Origin of the sequence: Collimonas rhizosphaerae, assembly GCF_038896935.1 — a bacterium.
Lineage (GTDB): Bacteria > Pseudomonadota > Gammaproteobacteria > Burkholderiales > Burkholderiaceae_D > Collimonas > Collimonas rhizosphaerae.
This window is the reverse complement of sequence record NZ_JBANDC010000004.1, coordinates 46,410-66,927: the sequence shown is the minus strand read 5'-3', so window position 1 is coordinate 66,927 and position 20,518 is coordinate 46,410. Positions and strand designations below refer to the sequence as shown.

The window sequence follows — 20,518 nt, the reverse complement described above, 5'->3', positions numbered from 1 at the left end:
GCCATGTCCAATACCAGAACCCTTAACGTCAATGGCCGCAGTTATCAATCGATGCGGCAGCCGCTGGTGGTGGTCTGCGTCGACGGCTGCGAACAGGAATACATCAACCAGGCGATCCAGGCCGGCGTCGCGCCGTTCCTGAAAAAGATGACGGAGCAGGGCACGGTGCTGGGCGCCGACTGCGTGGTGCCGAGTTTCACCAATCCGAACAACCTGTCGATCGTGACCGGGGTGCCGCCGTCGGTGCATGGCATCTGCGGCAACTACTTCTATGACCTGGAAACCAGGCAGGAAGTGATGATGAACGACGCCAAGTACCTGCGCGCCGGCACCATCCTGGCCGCCTTCGCCGATGCCGGCGCCAAGGTGGCGGTGGTGACCGCCAAGGACAAGCTGCGCGGCCTGCTCGGCCACAAGATGCGCGGCATCTGCTTTTCCGCTGAAAAAGCCGACCAGGCTACGCTGGAACAGAACGGCATAGAAAACCTGCTGGAACTGGTCGGCATGCCGCTGCCGTCGGTGTACAGCGCCGAACTGTCCGAGTTCGTGTTCGCCGCCGGCGTCAAGCTGCTGGCCAGCGAACGGCCGGACATCATGTACCTGTCGACCACCGACTACATCCAGCACAAATACGCCCCCGGCACGCCCGGCGCCAACGCTTTCTACGCCATGATGGACCATTACCTGACCCAGCTCGATGCGCTGGGCGCGGTGATCGGCCTGACCGCCGACCACGGCATGAACGCCAAGACCGACAGCGCCGGCAATGCCAACGTGGTCTATCTGCAGGATGTGCTGGACGCCAAGGTCGGCGTCGAGAAAACCCGCGTCATCTTGCCGATTACCGATCCCTATGTGGTGCACCACGGTGCGCTCGGCTCCTACGCGACCGTCTATCTCGGCGCGGCCTCGAACGCTGCCGAGATCGCCGACAAGATCGCCGACAAGATCCGCGCCATCCCCGGCATCGAACTGGTGCTCACACGCGAACAGGCAGCGCAGCGTTTCGAACTGCCGCCGGACCGCATCGGCGACCTGGTGGTGGTCAGCGAACGCTTGGCCGTGATCGGCACCGCCGCCAGCCGCCATGACCTGTCCGAGCTGAAACTGCCGCTGCGTTCGCACGGCGGCATTTCCGAACAGCGGGTGCCGCTGATGTTCAACCGCAAGCTGGGCGCCATCCCGGCCGACCACCGGCTGCGCAATTTCGATGTGTTTTTCCTGGCCATGAATTTCACCCGATAAGCGCGCAATAAATTTTCTCCACGCTGACCGACAGACCCGAGGACATGATGCTGACCGAACTGAGCAAGCTCAAGCAAGGCGAGCCTTTACACCAAGAGATGCGGATTGCCGGCAAGCTGGTCGGCAACCTGCGCCGCATAGAAATCCGCAATCCTTTCAACGGCGCGCTGGTCGGTTCGGTGCCGAAAGCCACGGTGGATGACATCCGCCATGCTTTCCATGCGGCGCGCGCCTTCCGTTCGCCGCTGACGCGCTATGAACGGTCGCGCATCATGTTGCGCACCTCAGAACTGCTGCGCGCCAATGCCGATGCGATTTCCGACCTGATCACGGCAGAAGCCGGCTTGTGCAAGAAAGACAGCCTGTATGAAGTCGGCCGCGCCTGCGATGTTTTCGTGTTCGCCGCCAATCAGGCGCTGGTGGATGACGGCCAGGTGTTTTCCTGCGACCTGACGCCGCACGGCAAGCAGCGCAAGGTCTATACCTTGAAAGAACCATTGCTGGGCGCGATTTCGGCGATCACGCCGTTCAACCATCCGCTCAACCAGGTTGCCCATAAGGTTGCGCCTTCGATCGCCACCAACAATCGCATGGTGCTCAAGCCGACTGAAAAAACGCCGCTGTCGGCGCTGCTGCTGGCGGACATCCTGTACGAAGCCGGCCTGCCGCCGGCAATGTTCTCGGTGGTCACCGGCGATCCCGCTGAAATCGCGGATGAAATGCTGACCAATCCCGATGTCGACCTGGTGACATTCACCGGCGGCGTACCGATCGGCAAATACATCGCCGGCAAGGCGGTCTACAAACGCCAGGTGCTGGAGCTGGGCGGCAACGACCCGATCATCGTGATGGAAGACGCCGACCTGGAGGAGGCGGCGACGCTGGCGGTTTCCGGTTCGTACAAGAATTCCGGCCAGCGCTGCACGGCGATCAAGCGCATGATCGTGCACCAGGCGGTGGCCGATGAATTCGTCGAGCTGCTGGTCAGCAAAACCAAGGCCGTCAAATACGGCGATCCGATGGATCCGCACAACGACATGGGCACCGTGATCGACGCCCGCTCCGCCAGCGCCTTTGAGGCCAAGGTCAAGGACGCCCAGCAGCACGGCGCCAAGCTCCTGTTCGGCAACCTGCGCGATGGCGCACTGTACTCGCCGACCGTGCTTGACCACGTGCCGGCCGATTGCCTGCTGGTCGCAGAAGAAACCTTCGGCCCGGTGTCGCCGGTGATCCGCTGCACCGATATCGCCGACGCCATCCGCATCTCGAATTCGACGCCCTACGGCTTGTCGTCCTCGGTCTGCACCAACCGCCTCGATTACATCACCCGTTTCGTGCGCGAACTGCAGGTCGGCAGCATCAACGTGCGCGAAGTGCCAGGCTATCGCCTGGAACTGACGCCGTTCGGCGGCATCAAGGATTCCGGCCTGGGCTACAAGGAAGGCGTGCAGGAAGCGATGAAGAGTTTCTGCAACACCAAAACCTATTCTCTGCCTTGGAATTGAACTGGAGCTGAACCTATGCTGACCATTCCGCAAATCTGCGAACTGTTCGAACGCGGCGGCCACCAGATGTACAGCGGCGAGCCGGTCAGCCAGCTCGAGCACGCGCTGCAGTCGGCAACCCTGGCCGAGCAGGCCGGCGCCGCCCCGGAACTGGTGTGCGCCGCCTTGCTGCACGATCTCGGGCATTTGCTGAACCCGCAAGGCGAGACGCCGTCCGCGCGCGGCGTCGACGATACCCATCAATATTTCGCGATACCGTATCTGCGCGGCTTGTTCAGTCCGGCAGTACTGGAGCCGATCCGCCTGCACGTCGACGCCAAGCGTTACCTGTGCGCGACAGATGCCGGTTATTGGAACCGCCTGTCTGAAGACTCCAAGCGCAGCCTGGAATTGCAGGGCGGCGTGTTTTCCGCCGCGGATGCGGCGCAGTTCATCGCCCGTCCTTATGCCGCCGATGCAGTCAGCCTGCGCCTGTGGGACGACCAGGCCAAGGTGAAAGGCATGGCGACCCCCGGCCTGCAATATTTTTTCAAGCTGATGTCGGCCTGCGCCTTGGCCGCTGCTTAACCGTTACGTTGCCCATTCAGGATAGCTGATCCATGCGCCCATTCTGGCTTGAAGAAGCATTGTTCGACGGCGGCGAGCTGGCTCCCGCCCTGCAAGGCCGGCAAAAGGCGGACGTCGGCATCGTCGGCGGCGGCTTTACCGGCTTGTGGACTGCAATCCAGCTCAAGCAGCAGGATCCGGCGCTGGACATCGCCATCATCGAGAGCGACCTGTGCGGCGCCGGCGCCAGCGGCCGCAACGGCGGCTGCCTGCTGACCTGGTCCACCAAGTTCTTCACCTTGCGCCGCTTGTTCGGCGAGGCTGAAGCAGTGCGCCTGGTAAAGGCTTCGGAGGCGGTGGTCGACCACATCGGCAATTTCTGCCGCGAACACAAGATCAATGCAGAGTTCCGCCAGGATGGCACCTTGTATACCGCCACCACCAAGGCGCAGCTGGGAGTGCTGGACCCGGTGCTGCAGGAACTGCAGCGGCAGGGCATCAGTTCCTATCATGAGCTGCCTGGCGCTGAAGTGCAGCGCCGTTCCGGTTCCGCGCGTAACCTCGCCGGCGTGTTCTCGCCGATGGCGGCGACGGTGCATCCGGGAAAACTGGTGCGCGGCCTGCGCCGCGTGGCACTGGACATGGGCATACGGATCTACGAAAGGACGCCGATGCTGTCGTTCACGCCCGGCGCCGCGGTCACGCTGCAGACGCCGGCCGGCAGCCTGCAGGCCGGCAAGGTGGTATTGGCCATCAACGCCTGGATGGCCAGCCGTTTCCCGCAATTCGAACGGACCCTGGCGGTGGTCTCCAGCGACATGGTGATCACGGAGAAATGCCCCGATCTGTTGCAGCGCATCGGTTTGACGGACGGCGTATCGGTGCTCGATTCGCGCACTTTCGTGTTCTATTACCGCACTACCGAAGACGGCCGCCTGATGCTCGGCAAGGGCGGCAACACTTTCGCCTGGCGCGGCCGCATCCTGCCGGTATTCGACCAGCGCTCTCCCTATGAGCAGCAGCTCAAGCGCAGCCTGCACGATTTTTTCCCGGCGCTGGCCGGCGTGCCGATCACCGCCAGCTGGAACGGCCCGTCCGACCGCTCGGTCACCGGCTTCCCCTTCTTCGGCCGGCTCAACGACATGCCGAACGTGTTCTACGGCTTCGGTTATTCAGGCAACGGCGTCGGCCCCAGCTACATGGGCGGGCAATTGCTGTCGTCGCTGGTGCTGGGCCTCGACAACGCCTGGAGCCGCAGCCCGCTGGCAGCCGGCCCGCGCGGCCAGTTCCCGCCGGAACCGCTGCGCTACATCGGTTCGCTGGTGGTGCGCGACGCTATCCGGCGCAAGGAACTGGCGGAAGACCAGGACCGCAAGCCTTGGCTGCTGGACCAGATGCTGAGCAAGCTGGCGAATGCCGCGGGCAAGGCTGACAAGGCTTGATTGCCTGAGTGTCATGCAAAGCCGGTTCCAGCCGGCAGGAAACCGCGCATAGTTTATTTGGCAAGCCGAGCACGCAGCGGCTGGACTTGTATAATGTAAGTCTGCCAAAACAAGCTTGCCACCATGACCAACACCACGCATTTCGGTTATAAAACCGTCTCCGAGGACGATAAAGTCCACAAAGTCGCCGAAGTTTTCCACTCGGTTGCGCCCAAATACGATGTCATGAACGATCTGATGTCGGCCGGCTTGCATCGGGTCTGGAAAATTTTCACGATCGCCCAGGCAGCGATCCGTCCCGGCTTCAAGGTGCTGGACATTGCCGGCGGCACCGGCGACCTGGCCAAGGCTTTCGCCAAGCGCGCCGGGCCGACCGGCGAAGTGTGGCTGACCGATATCAACGAGTCGATGCTGCGCGTCGGCCGCGACCGTCTCTTGAATAACGGCCTGTCCACCCCCACCTTGCTGTGTGACGCGGAGAAATTGCCGTTTCCCGACAATTATTTCGACCGGGTGTCGGTGGCCTTCGGTTTGCGCAACATGACGCACAAGGATGCTGCGCTGGCAGAGATGCGGCGCGTATTGAAGCCGGGCGGCAAGTTGCTGGTGCTGGAGTTCTCGAAAGTATGGGAGCCGCTGAAAAAGCCTTACGACGTGTATTCGTTTTCCGTGTTGCCGTGGCTGGGCAAGAAAATTGCCAACGATTCCGAAAGCTACCGCTACCTGGCTGAATCGATCCGCATGCATCCCGATCAGGACACCCTGAAGCAGATGATGACGGATGCCGGCCTGGCGCGGGTTGAGTATTTCAATTTAACTGCCGGTGTGGCAGCTTTGCATACCGGCATAAAACTGTAGGAGCTCGCATGAAGAGATTTTTGCTGGTGTTGCTGATGGTGGCAACTACCTTGTCGCTGACCATATCGAACGCCGACGCGCGCCGCCTGGGCGGCGGCGGTTCGTTCGGCAAGCAGTCGTCCGGGATTTCGCGCCAGGCGCCAAGCCAGCCGACGCAGAATTTGGGCAGCGCCAACCAGGCCCGTCCGGCCACGCCGGCCGCCACGCCGCAGGGCGTTCCGCCCAAGCCGGCCAGCCCATGGAAGGGCATCCTTGGCGGCGCCTTGCTGGGCCTCGGCCTGGGCGCCCTGATGTCGCACTTCGGCCTGGGCGGCGCATTCGGTTCTTTCCTGATGATGGCGCTGCTGGCGGTCGCGGTGATTTTTGTTGTGCGATTGGTAATGCGCAAGGGCAGCAGTACGCCGGCGCCGGCGGCTTATTCAGGCGCGAATTCTCCTGCAGCCAGTTTTGACAGCAATTCTTCCGGCTTTACCCCGGAAATCGGCTCGCGCATCAACTCCGGTCCTTCGTTCCAGTCCGCGGCGCCGGCGGCACACAGCGCGCCTTGGGGCATTCCCGACGATTTCGACGTGCCGGGTTTCGTGCGCAGCGCCAAGACTTACTTCATCCGCCTGCAAGCCGCCTGGGACAAGGCTGACATCAACGACATCCGCGAATTCACCACGCCGGAAATGTTCGGCGAACTGCGCCTGCAGCTGCAGGAACGCGGCGCATCGCCCAACAACACCGATGTGGTGCAGCTGGACGGCGAGCTGATGGGCATCGAAACCATCGGCAGCGATTACCTGGCCAGCGTCAAGTTCACCGGCCTGATCAAGGAAGTGCCGGAAGCGTCGGCGGAACCGTTCACCGAAGTCTGGAACCTGTCCAAGCCGCAAACGGGGCAGGGCGGCTGGGTGTTGGCTGGGATCCAGCAGATCAATACATAAATGCCAAGGCTGTAGCGGGCTTTGAGCCCGACAAACTGATAAACTTGGGACCGCCCGTGAATAGTCACGGGCGGTTTTATTTTATTAATACCGAATTCGGCAATTGACCGCTGGTTTACATTTAAACAGCAGCATGACTCCTCCAATCAATTTCACGCCGATCACCGCCGCCGTCAATCATCTGCTGGCGCAAGAACCGTGGGCGCAGCGCATCCTGGCAGCGCATGCGGACAAGGTCGCCTGCTTCGACGGCGGCGCCGTCAAGCTGAGCTGGCAGGTCAGCGCCGACGGCTTGCTGCAGGCGCCGCCGCCGGAGGTCCCAGTGAATGTCACGATCCGCGTCAACCTGGCCGACCTGCCGTTGATTGCGCAAAACCGGGAACGCGCATTTTCCTACGTGAAGATCGAGGGCGACGCCGATTTCGCCAACGCCATCTCGCAAGTCAGCCAGGGTTTGCGCTGGGACGCCGAGCACGACCTGAGCAAGCTGGTGGGCGATATCGCTGCCGTGCGTCTGGTCGCCGGCGGCAAGGCGCTGGCGGCCGGCGCGCTGGCTACCCACAAGAAACTGGCGGAAAATGTCGCCGAATATTTCCTGGAAGAGCAACCTATGCTGGTGCGGCCGCAGGCGGTGTCCGACTTCACGAATGATGTCACCAGGCTGCGCGACGACCTGGAACGACTCGCCAAACGCATCAACAAACTGAAAAATTCATGATTCTGAAATTCCTGCGCCTGTTCAAAATTGTCCGCGTCGCCGTGCGTTACGGCCTGGACGATATCGCCATGTCGGGCTTCGACACGCCGCGCATCTCCAAGCTGATCGACACTCTGATTTTCTGGCGCGATATTTCGGCGCCGCGCGGCGAACGCTTGCGCATGGCGCTGGAAGAGCTGGGGCCGATTTTCGTCAAGTTCGGCCAGGTGCTGTCGACCCGCCGCGACCTGCTGCCGGGGGACATGGTCGACGAACTGGCGCGTCTGCAGGACCGGGTGCCGCCTTTCAGTTCCGAGCTGGCGATCGCGCAGATCGAAAAATCGTTGAAAGCCCATCCGGACGACCTGTTCGCCGGCTTCGAGCGGGAGCCGGTGGCTTCTGCTTCGATCGCCCAGGTGCACTTCGCCACGCTGAAGAACGGCAAGGAAGTGGCGGTCAAGGTGCTGCGGCCAGGCATGAAAAAGTCGATCGACGAAGACGTCGCGCTGATGCACATCGCCGCCGGCCTGGTGGAAAAACTGTGGGCCGACGGCCGCCGCCTGAAGGCGCGCGAAGTGGTCGGTGAATTCGACAAATACCTGCACGACGAACTGGACCTGATGCGCGAAGCCGCCAACGGCAGCCAGCTGCGCCGCAATTTCGCCGATTCCGAGCTGCTGGTGGTGCCGGAAATGTACTGGGACTACTGCTCGCCGTCGGTGATCGTGATGGAGCGCATGCACGGCATCCCGATCTCGCAGCTGGACCGCCTGCGCGACGCCGGCGTCGACCTCGGCAAGCTGTCGCGCGACGGCGTCGAGATTTTTTTCACGCAGGTGTTCCGCGACGGTTTTTTCCATGCCGACATGCATCCCGGGAATATCCTGGTGTCGGTGGCGCCGGCTACTTTCGGCCGTTATATCGCGCTTGATTTCGGCATCGTCGGCACCCTCAACGATTTTGATAAAGACTACCTGTCGCAAAACTTCCTGGCGTTTTTCCAGCGCGATTACAAACGCGTCGCCGAAGCCCATATCGAATCCGGCTGGGCGCCGAAGGAAACCCGGGTCGACGAGCTGGAATCGGCGGTGCGCGCCTGCTGCGAACCGATCTTCGACCGGCCGCTGAAAGATATCTCCTTCGGCCAGGTGCTGCTGCGCCTGTTCCAGACTTCGCGCCGCTTCAATGTCGAAGTGCAGCCGCAGCTGGTGCTGCTGCAAAAGACCCTGCTCAACGTCGAAGGACTGGGCCGCCAGCTCGACCCTGACCTCGACCTGTGGAAAACCGCCAAGCCGCACCTGGAACGCTGGATGAGCGAACAGCTGGGCTGGCGCGGCCTGATCCAGCAGCTGAAGATCGAGATGCCGCGCTACAGCAAGCTGCTGCCGCAATTGCCGCGCCTGGCGCACCAGGCCTTGACCCAGGTGGTGGAGCCCAAGACCGAGCAAAACAATGAACTGATGTGGCGGCTGATTGCGGAGCAGCGCCAGACCAACCGTTTCCTCGGCATGCTGGTGTATGTCGGCGGCGGCCTGGCGGCCGGCGTGCTGTTGACCCTCCTGTACCTGCGTTTCGCACACATGATCTGGTGGTAGCCATGACGACGCCGGATCCTGTCCCCAAGTTCGCCAGCCGCGACCCCTCGCATCCCGATTTCTGGAGCGAGCGCTTCGAGCAAGACTTTATTCCCTGGGACAAGGGCGGCGTACCGCAGGCGCTACAGGAGTACCTGGCGCGCAGCCAGCCGGCGGCGACCCTGATTCCCGGCTGCGGCAGCGGCTACGAAGTGGCCTTGCTGGCGGAGGCCGGCTGGGACGTGACCGCCATCGATTTTTCCGGCGCTGCCGTCAGCGCTGCCCGCACCGTGCTGGGCAAATGGTCGGAACGGGTGCTGCAGGCCGATTTCTTCACCTACCAGCCGCCGCGGCCGCTCGGGCTGATCTATGAGCGCGCCTTCCTGTGCGCCTTGCCTGCGGCCAAGCGCGCCGACATCGCCGGCCGCTGGGCCGAGCTGTTGCCGGCGGGCGCCGCATTGGCCGGCTTCTTCTTTTTCGATGACAATCCCAAAGGACCGCCGTTCGGCATCAGCCGGGCCGAACTGGAACGCTTATTGCATGCCGATTTCGAGCTGGTCGACGAGCGCGAGGTAGGCGATTCCATCCCGGTGTTTGCCGGCAAAGAACGCTGGATGGAATGGCGGCGGCGCGCCTAGACCGTTGTTTTTACCAAGATCGCAGGGCGGCTTTTTTTACATAAATTACAGACGCCTTGCTACAATTGGCGGTTTTTCGCACCCCTGGATCTGAAGACATATGGCGCTGCTCGAAATCCGTAATGTCAGTCGTCGTTTTGGCGACTTTGCCGCAGTTGACAACATCAGCCTGTCGATTGAGGCCGGCGAATTCTTTACCTTGCTGGGACCTTCCGGCTGCGGCAAGACCACCTTGCTGCGCATGATCGCCGGTTTCGACCTGCCGGATTCGGGCCAGATCCTGCTGGACGGCGTCGACCTGGTCGGCATCCCGCCGGAACAGCGGCCGGTCTGCACCGTGTTCCAGAACTACGCCCTGTTTCCGCACATGACGGTCTCGGCCAATATCGCGTTTCCCCTGAAAATGGCCAAGGTGCCGGCCGACCAGATCCGCAGCCGGGTCGAGGAAGCGCTGGAAGACGTGCGCCTGACCGGATTTGCCGCGCGTTTCCCGCATGAGTTGTCAGGCGGTCAACGGCAGCGAGTGGCGGTGGCCAGGGCGCTGGTGTCGCGGCCCAAGCTGCTGCTGCTGGATGAGCCGCTGTCGGCGCTGGACGCCAAGCTGCGCGAACAGATGCAGATCGAGTTGATCAACCTGCAAAAGGAAGTCGACATCACCTTCGTCTACGTCACCCACGACCAGGGCGAAGCGCTGGCGCTGTCGCACCGGATCGCGGTCATGAACCGCGGCAATGTCGAGCAGCTGGACGAACCGTCGCGCATCTACAGTTATCCGCGTACCCGTTTCGTGGCCGATTTCATCGGCACCTGCAACCTGCTGGACGGCGCCATCGCCAGCGTCGACGGCGCTTCGATGAAACTGGATGTGCCCGGCCTGGGCCCGGTCAAGAGCGCACTGCCAGCAGACGCTGCGGTAGGCCGCAAGGGCACGCTGGCCCTGCGCCCGGAAAAAATCCACATCAGCGCCGAGATCGGCACCGACACCGCCGAAAACCACTTCAAGGGTTTCGTCAAAGAGCTGTTGTACCTGGGCGACGTCACGGTCTATATCGTGCAGACCGAGGGCGGCACCACCATCGAGGCGCTGCTGGCGAATTCCGCGGCCGGCCGCGCCAAGTTCTTCGAAGTCGGCGACATGGTCGACATCGCCTGGCAATTCGATGCGGGGCATTTCCTGTATGAGTAAGCTGTCCAACGCCGCGGAAAAACGCGGCCGCATGGCGCGCTGGCTGATCAGCGGCCCGCCGCTGTTCTACCTGCTGCTGTTCTTCGCCATCCCCAGCCTGATCATGGTGTTCGCCTCTGTGCGTTATGCCGGCGATTACGGCGGCCTGGCGCCGGTGTTCGACGAAGCCGGCAAGCTGAACCTGACGCTGGAGAATTTCCAGCGCTTCACTTCCGATTTCATCTACACCGCGATCTTCCTGAAATCGCTGATGTACGCGCTGGTCACGACCTTCTGCTGCCTGCTGATGGCCTATCCGCTGGCGCTGCTGATCGCGCGCAGCCCGAAGAAATACCGCGACCTGCTGATCCTGCTGGTGATCCTGCCGTTCTGGAGCAACTTCCTGATTCGCGTCTATGCCTGGATGATCATCCTCGGCCCGCAATCCGGCCTGACGCAAGCCGTCAACTATATATTGGGCCTGGCCGGCATCGAGCCGGTGCGCCTGTTGTTTACCGGATTTTCAGTGATCGTCGGCCTGGTCTATGTGCACCTGCCGTTCATGGTCTTGCCCTTGTACGCTAACCTGGAAAAGCATGATCCGGCGCTGGTCGACGCCGCCCAGGACCTGGGCGCATCGGCCTGGCAGCGCTTCTGGCGCATCACGTTTCCGCTTTCCCTGCCGGGCGTGTACGCCGGCGCGGCGCTGGTCTTCATTCCTGCGCTGGGTATTTTTGCGGTATCCGACATCCTCGGCGGCACCGGCAGCGACATGATCGGCAACGTCATCAAACAGCAGTTCCTGGAAACCCGCGACTGGCCGTTCGGCAGCGTGCTCTCCATCGTCCTCACCGTGGCGGCCCTGATTGCCGCCGGCATCGCGGTGCTGGTGGCCAGGCCGAGGAGGCAAGCATGAGCAACGTGATCCGACGCCCGCTGGGTTTGTGGCTGGTGGCGCTGGCCGTTTATGCCTTCCTGTACGTGCCGCTGATCATCGTGGTGGTGTATTCCTTCAACGATTCGCAGCTCAACGCGGAGTGGGTGGGTTTCACGCTGGACTGGTACCGCAAGCTGTTCCATAACGATGAGATGCTGCGCGCCGCCGGCAATTCCCTGATGATTGCGCTGGTCGCCAGCGCCGCTTCGACCATGCTCGGCACCATGGCCGGTTTCGCCATGCATCGCTACAAGCTGAAGCTGCTGCCCTTGCTGGTGCTGACGCCGATAGCGATTCCCGAAATCCTGGTCGGCGTCTCGCTGCTGATCTTCTTCGTGATGCTCAACATTACCTTGGGACTGGTGTCGATCGCCTTGGCGCATATCGCCTTTTGCATCGGCTTCGTGGCGATCGTGGTGCGTTCGCGCCTGTCCGGCATGGACGAAAGCCTGACCGAGGCCGCGCGCGATTGCGGCGCGACGCCGATGCAGGCGTTCCGGCTGGTGACGCTGCCGCTGATCATGCCAGGCGTGGTGGCGGGAGCCCTGATGGCCTTCACCTTGTCGATCGACGACTTCGTGATCACCTTCTTCACCGCCGGCGCCAATGCCTCGACCCTGCCGCTGCAGATCTATTCGATGATCAAGATCGCCGTTACGCCCGAGGTCAATGCCGTCTCGACCTTGTTGATGGGGCTGACGCTGCTGCTTATAATCATCGCGTCCAAGCTTGCGCCTAACGCCCTCCGTTCCTCCTAATTGCCTACCAGGACAGCCATGAAAAAACTGCTCACCATCGCATCGCTGCTGTTTGCCAGCTTCTCGGCCCACGCCGCCGATGAACTGCACCTGTATAACTGGAACAACTACATCGCGCCGGAAACCGTGCAGCGCTTCGAAACCTTCTGCAAGTGCAAGGTGGTGCAGACCTATTACGGCGACAACGAAGAAATGCTGGCCAAGCTGGCTGCCGGCGCCAAGGGTTACGACATCATCGTGCCGACCGGCAATGCGCTGGATGCGCTGATCAAGCAGCAAGCCTTGCTGCCGCTCGACAAGGGCCAGCTGCCTAACCTGAAGAACGTCAATCCGTCTTACCTGAACACCGATTTCGACAAGGGCAACAAGTATTCCGTGCCGTATGCCTACACGGTGACGGTGATGGGCTACAACGACCAGAAGATGAAGGAGCTGGGAATCAGCGTCGACAGCTGGGCGGCGATTTTCGATCCGAAGATCCTGGCCAAGATCAAAGGCAAGGTGACCGTGCTCGATTCCGCCAACGAACTGATGGCCGCCGCGCTCAAATACCTGGGCTATTCTGCCAACGACACCGACGAGCAGCACTGGCAGCAGGCCAAGGACGTGATCCTCAAGGCCAAGCCTTACTGGGCAGCGTTCAACGGCAGCAGCTATATCAAGGAATTGACTGTAGGTAATATCTGGCTGGCCCACGGTTATTCGAATGATATCTTCCAGGCCGATGTCGATGCGCAAAAAGCCGGCCGCAAATTCCATATCCGCCATGGCATGCCGAAAGAGGGCGCAGTGCTGGCGCTGGACAGCATGGTGATCCACAAGGCCGCGCCGCGTCCCGACCTGGCGCTCAAGTTCATCAATTTCATGTTGGACGGCAAGAATGCCGCCGAACTGAGCAACCTGATCGGCTCGGGCAACCCGAATGCCGACGCCGCCAAGTACATCAAGCCAGAGATTGCCAACAACCCGGTGATTTTCCCGGACAAGGCGGGTTTCGCCAAGCTGGAGATGCTGAAGGACCTGAACAGCAAGCAACGGCGCGCCATCAACCGTATCTGGACCGAGATCCGGGCGCGCTAGCAGCCGATCATCCTAAGTCCGACAGACTGCCAGACACGCCGGATTGTCGTTTTGATACGATGCGGATGTGGCGTCGCAGGCAATTCTGTGCTGCGCCGCCACAAGCTATTGCCGAAGCCGGTGTACACTGCAAAAAAACCTTTATAATTCAGGGTTTTGTACTGTTTTTGTACTGATTTTTGCGGAGTTTCACCATGCCGATTTATGCGTATCGCTGCGAAGCCTGTGGTTTCGCCAAAGATGTGCTGCAAAAGATGTCCGACGAGCCGCTGACGGTTTGCCCGTCCTGCAGCAAAGCCGCGTTCAAGAAGCAAGTGACCGCGGCTGGATTCCAGCTCAAGGGCACCGGCTGGTATGTGACCGATTTCCGCGGCGGCGCAGGCGCGGCCGTGCCGCCGGCAAGTCCGGCCGAGCCGGCAGCGGCCGGCAGCACAGCCGCCGCGCCCGCCGCTGCGGCAACACCTGCCGCGGCGCCAGCTGCCGCCCCGGCCGCTCCGGCTGCCGGCAGCAACAGCGGCGGCACGCCGGCCGCCGCGACATAATGTCATCCATGTAACCTGCAGGCGCACGTACCCGGTACGTGTCGTCCGACAAAGAAAGCCATGCGTAAATATTTCATCACCGGTCTACTGGTTCTCGTGCCCCTGGCAATCACGCTGTGGGTGCTGAACCTGGTCATTGGCACGATGGACCAGTCGCTCTTGCTGCTGCCGGAACAATGGCGGCCGAAAGCCTTGCTGGGGATGGATATTCCCGGCCTGGGCACGATCCTGACCTTGCTGGTGATCTTCCTGACCGGCCTGGCGACGCGCAATTTCATCGGCCGCCAGATCGTCTCGGTCTGGGAGGGCGTGCTGACCCGGATCCCGGTGGTCAGCTCCATCTACTCCAGCGTCAAGCAAGTCTCGGACACACTGTTTTCATCGTCCGGCAACGCTTTCCGCAAAGCCCTGCTGGTGCAATACCCGCGCGAGGGATCGTGGACCATCGCCTTCCTGACCGGAGTGCCTGGCGGCGACGTCAAGAACCACCTGGCGGGCGACTATGTCAGCGTCTACGTGCCGACCACGCCGAACCCGACTTCCGGTTTCTTCCTGATGCTGCCGCGCGCAGATACCATCGAACTCGACATGAGCGTCGACGAAGCCTTGAAGTACATCGTTTCCATGGGCGTGGTTGCGCCCGAGCAGCAGCCCGGCAGGAAACTGGTGATCGATTCGCCGCCCGGCAGCGACGCAGCGGCCAGCAATTGACGCTGATCCGCTGTGCGATCGACCGCCCGCTTATATTAATCAATACTTACAACATCTGAACTGCGAAAACCTGAACATGTCCATGCGAACCCAATACTGCGGCCTCACTACTGAGGTACTTCTCGGCCAAACCGTCAGCCTGTGCGGCTGGGTCCATCGTCGTCGCGACCATGGCGGCGTCATCTTCATCGACCTGCGCGACCGCGAAGGCCTGGTGCAAGTAGTGTGCGATCCAGACCGCGCCGAAGTATTCAAGAACGCGGAAGCGGTGCGCAACGAATTTTGCCTGCGCATCACCGGCGTGGTGCGCCTGCGCCCGGACGGCACCAGCAACGCCAACCTGAAATCGGGCAAGATCGAAGTGCTGGCGCATGAACTGGAAGTGCTGAACCCGTCGGTCACGCCGCCGTTCCAGCTGGACGACGACAACCTGTCGGAAACCACCCGCCTGACGCACCGCGTGCTGGACCTGCGCCGCCCGCAGATGCAAAGCAACCTGCGCCTGCGCTACAAGGTGACGATGGAAGTGCGCAAGTTCCTGGACGCCAACGGCTTCATCGACATCGAAACACCGATGCTGACCAAGTCGACCCCGGAAGGCGCCCGCGACTACCTGGTGCCGTCGCGCGTCAACGCCGGCCAGTTCTTCGCCTTGCCGCAGTCGCCGCAGCTGTTCAAGCAGTTGCTGATGGTGGCCAACTTCGACCGTTACTACCAGATCGTCAAATGCTTCCGCGACGAAGATTTGCGCGCTGACCGCCAGCCGGAATTCACCCAGATCGATTGCGAAACTTCCTTTATGTCGGAACAGGAAATCCGCGACATGTTCGAAGGCATGATCCGCCTGGTGTTCAAGAACGCGCTGGACATCGACCTGCCTAACCCGTTCCCGGTAATGGACTTCGCCACCGCGATGGCCCTGTACGGTTCGGACAAGCCGGACATGCGCGTCAAGCTGGCTTTCACCGACCTGACCGCCGTGATGAAAGACGTCGACTTCAAGGTGTTCGCCGGCGCAGCCAACATGGAAAACGGCCGCGTGGTCGGCCTGCGCGTACCCGGCGGCGCCGCCATGCCGCGTTCCGAGATCGATGCCTACACCCAGTTCGTCGCCATCTACGGCGCCAAGGGCCTGGCTTACATCAAGGTCAACGAAAAAGCCAAGGGCCGCGACGGCCTGCAATCGCCTATCGTCAAGAACCTGCACGACGCCGCGCTGGCGCAAGTGCTGGAACTGACCGGCGCTGAAGACGGCGACCTGATTTTCTTCGGCGCCGACAAGGCCAAGGTGGTCAACGACGCCATCGGCGCGTTGCGCGTGAAGATCGGCCACAGCGAATTCGGCAAGAAAGTCGGCTTGTTCGACGACACCTGGCGTCCATTGTGGGTGGTCGATTTCCCGATGTTCGAATACGACGAAGACAGCGACCGCTGGAACGCCTTGCACCATCCGTTCACTTCGCCGAAAGACGGCCACGAAGACTTCATCGAGACCGATCCGGGCAAGGCTATCGCCAAAGCCTACGACATGGTCTTGAACGGCTGGGAGCTGGGCGGCGGTTCGATCCGTATCCATCGCGCCGAAGTGCAGAGCAAGGTGTTCCGCGCGCTGAAGATCGACGCCGAAGAAGCGCAGCTCAAGTTCGGCTTCCTGCTCGACGCCCTGCAGTACGGCGCGCCTCCGCACGGCGGCCTGGCGTTCGGCCTGGACCGTATCGTCACCATGATGTGCGGCGCCGAATCGATCCGCGACGTCATCGCTTTCCCGAAAACCCAGCGCGCGCAATGCCTGCTGACGCAAGCGCCGTCGGCGGTCGACGAAAAGCAGTTGAAAGAACTGCATATCCGCCTGCGCCTGCCGGAAGCCAAGGTAGTCTGATTTCCAGGCAAAAAGCAGCAAAAGGAAAAGCGCGGTTTACCGCGCTTTTTTTATGCCGGGGCCAAACAGGTTTATAGTGGTGCTTTATGACGCGATGGCGCTTTTTCAATTTTTTGCCGACTTTTCCTGCATGTATAAAATTCCCGAATCGGTGCTGGTTGTTATCTATACAGAAGATCTCCAGGTGTTGTTGATGGAGCGGGCCGACAAGCTGGACTATTGGCAATCGGTCACCGGTTCCAAGGACTTCCCGGACGAAACCCTGGAGGTGACGGCGATGCGTGAAGTAAAGGAAGAAACCGGCATCGTGGTGGCTGCCGAGGCGGGCGCCGTGCCGCTGTCCAACCTGCGCGACTGGGGTGTCGCCAACGTGTATGAGATTTATCCGGTCTGGCGCCATCGCTATGCGCCTGGCGTCACAAAAAATACCGAGCACGTGTTCGGCCTGCTGGTGCCGGACGATGTCCCGGTGACGCTCGCGCCGCGCGAACATTTGCAGTACAAGTGGCTGCCGTACCGGGAAGCTGCGGACGCGTGTTTTTCGCCGTCGAATGCCGAAGCCATCCTGCAGTTGCCGCGCCATCTTGTTGAATAGCTGAAGAGTCATGAAACTGCGCATTGCAACCTACAACATCCACAAAGGGGTGTCATCGCTGGGCAGCCGGCCGCGCGTGCATGCGCTGAAACAGGCGCTGAGCCAGATGGAAGCCGACATTTTTTTCCTGCAGGAAGTGCAGGGCAGGCATGACCTGATGGCGGCGCGCCACGCGGCGCACTGGCCGGAGCAGGCCCAGCATGATTTCCTGGCCGGCGATTCGCACCACGCTGCCTACGGCATGAACGCCGTGTACGACCACGGCCACCACGGCAACGCCTTGCTGAGCCGTTTTGAAATCGGTTCGCAAAGCAACCAGGATGTGTCAGACCATGCGTACGAGGCGCGCGGCATCCTGCACTGCGTCCTCAAGACCGAATTCACCGATATCCATTGTTATGTGGTGCACCTGGGCTTGTTCGGCGGCGGCCGCCGGCGCCAGACCGCGGCCCTGATCGAGGCGGTGCGCAGCTCGTCGCCGCCGGGCGCGCCGCTGATCATCGCCGGCGATTTCAACGACTGGGGCAATCGCCTCAGCGAATTGCTGCGGGCGCGGCTCGATGTCGCCGAAATATTCGACGAGCGGATCGCCACCGCGAGCGTCATGCAGGGCGTCGGTTCTTACCTGCAGCAGCTGATAGGGCGCAAGCCGAAACTGAAGCCGGCGCGCACTTTTCCGGCGGCTTTTCCCTGGCTGCGGCTGGACCGGATTTACCTGCGCGGCTTTACGGTAGAATCGGCGGAAGTCCTGCATGGCGCGGAATGGGCAAAACTGTCCGATCATGCGCCTATCGTGGCGACGCTCAAATTGCGATAATGGCAGCATCAACCATGACTTCAGAAAGACCGGCCGGATGTCGTCTCTCCTCTTTTCCATCGCATGCGCGCGGTAACCCTCTGCGCAGATAACCACATCACGCTGTTGCACAACGGCGCGGCCTTTTTTCCGGCGCTGGTTGCCGCCATCGACGCTGCCCGCGCCGAAATTTACCTGGAAACCTACATCTTTGCCGATGACGACACCGCGCAGCTGGTGCAGGAGGCGCTCACTCGCGCCGCCCAGCGCGGCGTCGCGGTCAGGGTAATTGCCGACTGGCTGGGCACCGGCCGCCAGCGCTCGGCGTCGCTGCAGCAGGAGTTCGCGGCCAGCGGCGTCATGTACCGCAGCTTCAACCCCTGGTTCCGGCGCGGCGTGGCCCGCATGCACCGCAAGATCTGCGTGGTCGACCGCCAGGTCGGTTTTGTCGGCGGCCTCAACATCATCGACGACATGGTGTCCGACGACGACCTGCGCCTGCCGCTGCCGGCGCCGCGCTGGGATTTTGCGGTCGGCATCAGCGGCGCGCTGGTGAACGTGATCCATATCGAACTGGAGGCGCAATGGCTGCGCCTGGGCGAGATGAAACTGCTGGCGCGTCTCCGGCAATTCAAGCGCACCCGTTTCAAGGGCCGCGGCCTCGCCCATGGTCCAGCCTCGGCCGGCCTGGTACTGCGCGATAACCTGCGCAATCGCCGCACCATCCAGCGCGCCTACCTGCAGGCGCTCGGCCATGCGCGCGAGAGCGCCTTGCTGACCAGTCCTTATTTCGCACCCAGCCGGAAATTGCGGCGCGGCCTAGAACAGGCAGCGATGCGAGGAGTCGATGTCACTTTGTTGCTGGGAGTGGGGCAGTTCCGGCTGCAGGATGCCGTCAGCCATTCCTATTATCCGAAACTGCTGAAAGCCGGCGTCAAGATCGTCGAATACCGCAAGACCGCGCTGCATGCAAAAGTGGCGGTGATCGATGACGATTGGGCCACCGTCGGCTCCAGCAATTTCGATGGCTTCAGCCTGCTGGTGAACCAGGAAGCCAATGTAGTGGTGACGGACGCCGATTTTTCGCGTGCGCTGCGACAGCAGATAGCAAGCGGAATTGCCGACGGCGAGCCGATATCCGCCGACGCCTTCAACCATCGTTCCTGGCGCACGCGTCTCTGGCACGGCACGGCTTTTTTTGTATACCGCTTCCTGATGCGCATCATCACCATCGGCAACGACGAGCGCTGACGGCCGCTATATACGGACCCAGGCGCCTTTGAACAGGATCGGGCCGGTCGGTCCCTTGGGGTCCTGCGATCCGCCTTTCGGCTCCAGCGTCACCGCCAGCAGCGGCACCGTCTGCGGCGTGGCGTCGGCCGGCAGCGCCAGGCTGATGCTGCCGTTGGCTTCCAGCAGGCCGAGCGAGCGCGGCGGCCCTTCCTTCGGCACCGCCCACAATTCCAGGCTCTTGTCGGATGCGATCTTCTGCGGGACCACCAGCTTGACCAGCAGGCGGCCGCCTGGTGCGTCGCCAGTCACCACGGCGATCGGCTGCGCCTGTTCGTTGCTCAGCATGGCGATATACGATACCGCAGGTGCCGCTGGCACCGGCGGCAGCTCCTGCCTGGACAGCAGCAGCGAGGTCAGGATGATGGCGGCGGTGGTCGAAACCAGGCCCAGGCCGCGCCAAAAGCTCAGGTCTTCGCGCAGCTCGAACCAGATCGAGCGCTTGCGCTGCGGTTTGCGCGGCAGGTCGAGTTTGGCTGCGATGGCCGACCAGACTGCTGCGGGTGGCTGGGCCGTCGGCGCCAGTTCGGCCATGGGATGCAGGCGGTCCTGCCATTCGGCGACAGCCTGGCGCAGCACGGCGTGCCGCCGCAGCAGCGTTTCAAAACGGCGCCGCGCGCCGCCCTGCAAGGCGCCGAGCGCGTATTCGGAAGCCAGCTTGTCGACCAGGACGGGATTGCGTTCGATATCCATCAGGCGCTCCCCAGCTTGCCGAGGCAGCCCTTGAGGCGCTCCAGGCCGCGCCGGATCCAGGTCTTGACGGTGCCGATCGGCAGCTGCAGCTGCGCCGCCACTTCGCTATGCGACAGGTCGTGATAAAACGACAGGGCAATCGCTTGCCGTTGCATGGCTTCCAGGTGCGCCAGGCAATGCGCCAGCGCCTTGGCGTCGGCAGTCAGCTGCAGCGCCTCCAGCGGCGTCGGGTCGGCGCTTTCCATGGCGTCCATGACTTCCTTGTCAAATGTATCGGCATCGATTTCGACCGCGCTGTCCGTGCGCCGCAGGAAATCGAATGCCTTGTTGCGCACGATGGTGGTCATCCAGGTCATCGGAGCCGCCAGGCTGGCCTGGTAGCTGTCGGCGTTGTTCCAGATGCTGACGAAACTTTCCTGCAGCACTTCTTCCGCCCACTCGCGCTTAACTAGTATACGCAGCGCGAAGCCGAACAGTTTCGGCGAGGTGGCGTCGTAGAGCGCGCGGAAGGCGGCGGCGTCCTTGCGCACGGCTGCGGCAAGCCAGGCTTTCAATTGTTCCGGTTGCAAGTCCTGGGAGGGCAATTCGGCTTCCTTTGCGCGCAGTGCCGCCGTTGTGTGCCGCGCCTGGATTTTGTT

At 62.0% G+C, this 20,518-nt stretch carries 21 protein-coding genes; 19 read left to right on the top strand and 2 right to left on the bottom strand.

The window, feature by feature from the left end:
* Positions 1–3 precede the first annotated feature (3 nt).
* From phnA to V8G57_RS06555, 19 genes are all read left to right on the top strand, one after another.
* Positions 4–1,245, top strand: coding sequence for a phosphonoacetate hydrolase (phnA, locus tag V8G57_RS06645; RefSeq protein ID WP_342828723.1), 1,242 nt, complete (start codon positions 4–6; stop codon positions 1,243–1,245).
* 47 nt (positions 1,246–1,292) lie between these two features.
* Positions 1,293–2,750 (top strand): phosphonoacetaldehyde dehydrogenase, encoded by a 1,458-nt coding sequence (phnY, locus tag V8G57_RS06640; protein ID WP_425458250.1) that lies wholly within the window; start codon positions 1,293–1,295, stop codon positions 2,748–2,750.
* A gap of 15 nt (positions 2,751–2,765) precedes the next feature.
* A complete protein-coding gene (locus tag V8G57_RS06635) occupies positions 2,766–3,317 on the top strand; it encodes a phosphonate degradation HD-domain oxygenase (RefSeq protein ID WP_342828719.1) in 552 nt (183 codons plus the stop codon).
* Positions 3,318–3,349: 32 nt separating this feature from the next.
* Positions 3,350–4,738: an FAD-dependent oxidoreductase gene (locus V8G57_RS06630; protein WP_342828717.1), complete on the top strand. Its 1,389-nt coding sequence runs from the start codon at positions 3,350–3,352 to the stop codon at positions 4,736–4,738.
* A 123-nt stretch (positions 4,739–4,861) separates the two neighbouring features.
* The gene (gene ubiE, locus V8G57_RS06625) at positions 4,862–5,596 is read left to right on the top strand and encodes a bifunctional demethylmenaquinone methyltransferase/2-methoxy-6-polyprenyl-1,4-benzoquinol methylase UbiE (protein WP_342828716.1); all 735 of its coding nucleotides are present in this window, start codon (positions 4,862–4,864) and stop codon (positions 5,594–5,596) included.
* A gap of 8 nt (positions 5,597–5,604) precedes the next feature.
* Positions 5,605–6,525: a Tim44 domain-containing protein gene (locus tag V8G57_RS06620; protein ID WP_342828714.1), complete on the top strand. Its 921-nt coding sequence runs from the start codon at positions 5,605–5,607 to the stop codon at positions 6,523–6,525.
* A 133-nt stretch (positions 6,526–6,658) separates the two neighbouring features.
* Positions 6,659–7,243 carry a ubiquinone biosynthesis accessory factor UbiJ gene (locus V8G57_RS06615; protein WP_092394934.1) on the top strand — a complete coding sequence of 195 codons (585 nt, stop codon included), beginning with the start codon at positions 6,659–6,661 and terminating at the stop codon, positions 7,241–7,243.
* A complete protein-coding gene (ubiB, locus tag V8G57_RS06610; RefSeq protein ID WP_342828712.1) occupies positions 7,240–8,817 on the top strand; it encodes a ubiquinone biosynthesis regulatory protein kinase UbiB in 1,578 nt (525 codons plus the stop codon). The genes V8G57_RS06615 and ubiB overlap by 4 nt, the downstream gene beginning before the upstream one ends.
* 2 nt (positions 8,818–8,819) lie before the next feature.
* A complete protein-coding gene (locus V8G57_RS06605; protein WP_092394939.1) occupies positions 8,820–9,434 on the top strand; it encodes a methyltransferase domain-containing protein in 615 nt (204 codons plus the stop codon).
* Between the two features lie 100 nt (positions 9,435–9,534).
* Positions 9,535–10,620 (top strand): ABC transporter ATP-binding protein, encoded by a 1,086-nt coding sequence (locus tag V8G57_RS06600; protein ID WP_092394941.1) that lies wholly within the window; start codon positions 9,535–9,537, stop codon positions 10,618–10,620.
* Entirely contained in the window at positions 10,613–11,515 is a 903-nt protein-coding gene (locus V8G57_RS06595; protein WP_092394943.1) for an ABC transporter permease, read from the top strand. The genes V8G57_RS06600 and V8G57_RS06595 overlap by 8 nt, the downstream gene beginning before the upstream one ends.
* Positions 11,512–12,294: an ABC transporter permease gene (locus tag V8G57_RS06590; protein WP_092394945.1), complete on the top strand. Its 783-nt coding sequence runs from the start codon at positions 11,512–11,514 to the stop codon at positions 12,292–12,294. Before V8G57_RS06595 ends, V8G57_RS06590 begins: the two co-directional genes overlap by 4 nt.
* 18 nt (positions 12,295–12,312) lie before the next feature.
* Complete coding sequence (locus V8G57_RS06585) at positions 12,313–13,374, top strand: ABC transporter substrate-binding protein (protein ID WP_342828706.1); 1,062 nt, start codon at positions 12,313–12,315, stop codon at positions 13,372–13,374.
* A 194-nt stretch (positions 13,375–13,568) separates the two neighbouring features.
* A complete protein-coding gene (locus tag V8G57_RS06580; protein ID WP_092394949.1) occupies positions 13,569–13,916 on the top strand; it encodes an FmdB family zinc ribbon protein in 348 nt (115 codons plus the stop codon).
* Positions 13,917–13,976: 60 nt separating this feature from the next.
* Positions 13,977–14,627 (top strand): DUF502 domain-containing protein, encoded by a 651-nt coding sequence (locus tag V8G57_RS06575; RefSeq protein WP_092394951.1) that lies wholly within the window; start codon positions 13,977–13,979, stop codon positions 14,625–14,627.
* A 76-nt stretch (positions 14,628–14,703) separates the two neighbouring features.
* Entirely contained in the window at positions 14,704–16,506 is a 1,803-nt protein-coding gene (aspS, locus tag V8G57_RS06570) for an aspartate--tRNA ligase (protein ID WP_342828702.1), read from the top strand.
* A gap of 130 nt (positions 16,507–16,636) precedes the next feature.
* Entirely contained in the window at positions 16,637–17,101 is a 465-nt protein-coding gene (nudB, locus tag V8G57_RS06565; RefSeq protein WP_342828700.1) for a dihydroneopterin triphosphate diphosphatase, read from the top strand.
* A gap of 10 nt (positions 17,102–17,111) precedes the next feature.
* Positions 17,112–17,918 (top strand): endonuclease/exonuclease/phosphatase family protein, encoded by an 807-nt coding sequence (locus V8G57_RS06560; protein ID WP_092394956.1) that lies wholly within the window; start codon positions 17,112–17,114, stop codon positions 17,916–17,918.
* A gap of 63 nt (positions 17,919–17,981) precedes the next feature.
* On the top strand, positions 17,982–19,148 hold the full coding sequence (locus tag V8G57_RS06555; RefSeq protein WP_342828699.1) for a phospholipase D-like domain-containing protein: 1,167 nt from the start codon (positions 17,982–17,984) through the stop codon (positions 19,146–19,148).
* A gap of 6 nt (positions 19,149–19,154) precedes the next feature.
* On the opposite strand, the gene V8G57_RS06550 is transcribed toward V8G57_RS06555, so the two are convergent.
* Together V8G57_RS06550 and V8G57_RS06545 are read right to left on the bottom strand one after the other, a co-directional pair.
* Positions 19,155–19,880, bottom strand: coding sequence for an anti-sigma factor (locus V8G57_RS06550; protein ID WP_342828698.1), 726 nt, complete (start codon positions 19,878–19,880; stop codon positions 19,155–19,157).
* Positions 19,880–20,464 (bottom strand): RNA polymerase sigma factor, encoded by a 585-nt coding sequence (locus V8G57_RS06545; RefSeq protein WP_342828697.1) that lies wholly within the window; start codon positions 20,462–20,464, stop codon positions 19,880–19,882. Before V8G57_RS06545 ends, V8G57_RS06550 begins: the two co-directional genes overlap by 1 nt.
* Positions 20,465–20,518: the final 54 nt, after the last annotated feature.

Coding starts and splice junctions, on each gene's coding strand:
- phnA (WP_342828723.1), top strand. CDS start 4: ATGTCCAATACCAGAACCCTTAACGTCAATGGCCGCAGTTATCAATCG.
- phnY (WP_425458250.1), top strand. CDS start 1,293: ATGCTGACCGAACTGAGCAAGCTCAAGCAAGGCGAGCCTTTACACCAA.
- V8G57_RS06635 (WP_342828719.1), top strand. CDS start 2,766: ATGCTGACCATTCCGCAAATCTGCGAACTGTTCGAACGCGGCGGCCAC.
- V8G57_RS06630 (WP_342828717.1), top strand. CDS start 3,350: ATGCGCCCATTCTGGCTTGAAGAAGCATTGTTCGACGGCGGCGAGCTG.
- ubiE (WP_342828716.1), top strand. CDS start 4,862: ATGACCAACACCACGCATTTCGGTTATAAAACCGTCTCCGAGGACGAT.
- V8G57_RS06620 (WP_342828714.1), top strand. CDS start 5,605: ATGAAGAGATTTTTGCTGGTGTTGCTGATGGTGGCAACTACCTTGTCG.
- V8G57_RS06615 (WP_092394934.1), top strand. CDS start 6,659: ATGACTCCTCCAATCAATTTCACGCCGATCACCGCCGCCGTCAATCAT.
- ubiB (WP_342828712.1), top strand. CDS start 7,240: ATGATTCTGAAATTCCTGCGCCTGTTCAAAATTGTCCGCGTCGCCGTG.
- V8G57_RS06605 (WP_092394939.1), top strand. CDS start 8,820: ATGACGACGCCGGATCCTGTCCCCAAGTTCGCCAGCCGCGACCCCTCG.
- V8G57_RS06600 (WP_092394941.1), top strand. CDS start 9,535: ATGGCGCTGCTCGAAATCCGTAATGTCAGTCGTCGTTTTGGCGACTTT.
- V8G57_RS06595 (WP_092394943.1), top strand. CDS start 10,613: ATGAGTAAGCTGTCCAACGCCGCGGAAAAACGCGGCCGCATGGCGCGC.
- V8G57_RS06590 (WP_092394945.1), top strand. CDS start 11,512: ATGAGCAACGTGATCCGACGCCCGCTGGGTTTGTGGCTGGTGGCGCTG.
- V8G57_RS06585 (WP_342828706.1), top strand. CDS start 12,313: ATGAAAAAACTGCTCACCATCGCATCGCTGCTGTTTGCCAGCTTCTCG.
- V8G57_RS06580 (WP_092394949.1), top strand. CDS start 13,569: ATGCCGATTTATGCGTATCGCTGCGAAGCCTGTGGTTTCGCCAAAGAT.
- V8G57_RS06575 (WP_092394951.1), top strand. CDS start 13,977: ATGCGTAAATATTTCATCACCGGTCTACTGGTTCTCGTGCCCCTGGCA.
- aspS (WP_342828702.1), top strand. CDS start 14,704: ATGTCCATGCGAACCCAATACTGCGGCCTCACTACTGAGGTACTTCTC.
- nudB (WP_342828700.1), top strand. CDS start 16,637: ATGTATAAAATTCCCGAATCGGTGCTGGTTGTTATCTATACAGAAGAT.
- V8G57_RS06560 (WP_092394956.1), top strand. CDS start 17,112: ATGAAACTGCGCATTGCAACCTACAACATCCACAAAGGGGTGTCATCG.
- V8G57_RS06555 (WP_342828699.1), top strand. CDS start 17,982: ATGCGCGCGGTAACCCTCTGCGCAGATAACCACATCACGCTGTTGCAC.
- V8G57_RS06550 (WP_342828698.1), bottom strand. CDS start 19,880: ATGGATATCGAACGCAATCCCGTCCTGGTCGACAAGCTGGCTTCCGAA.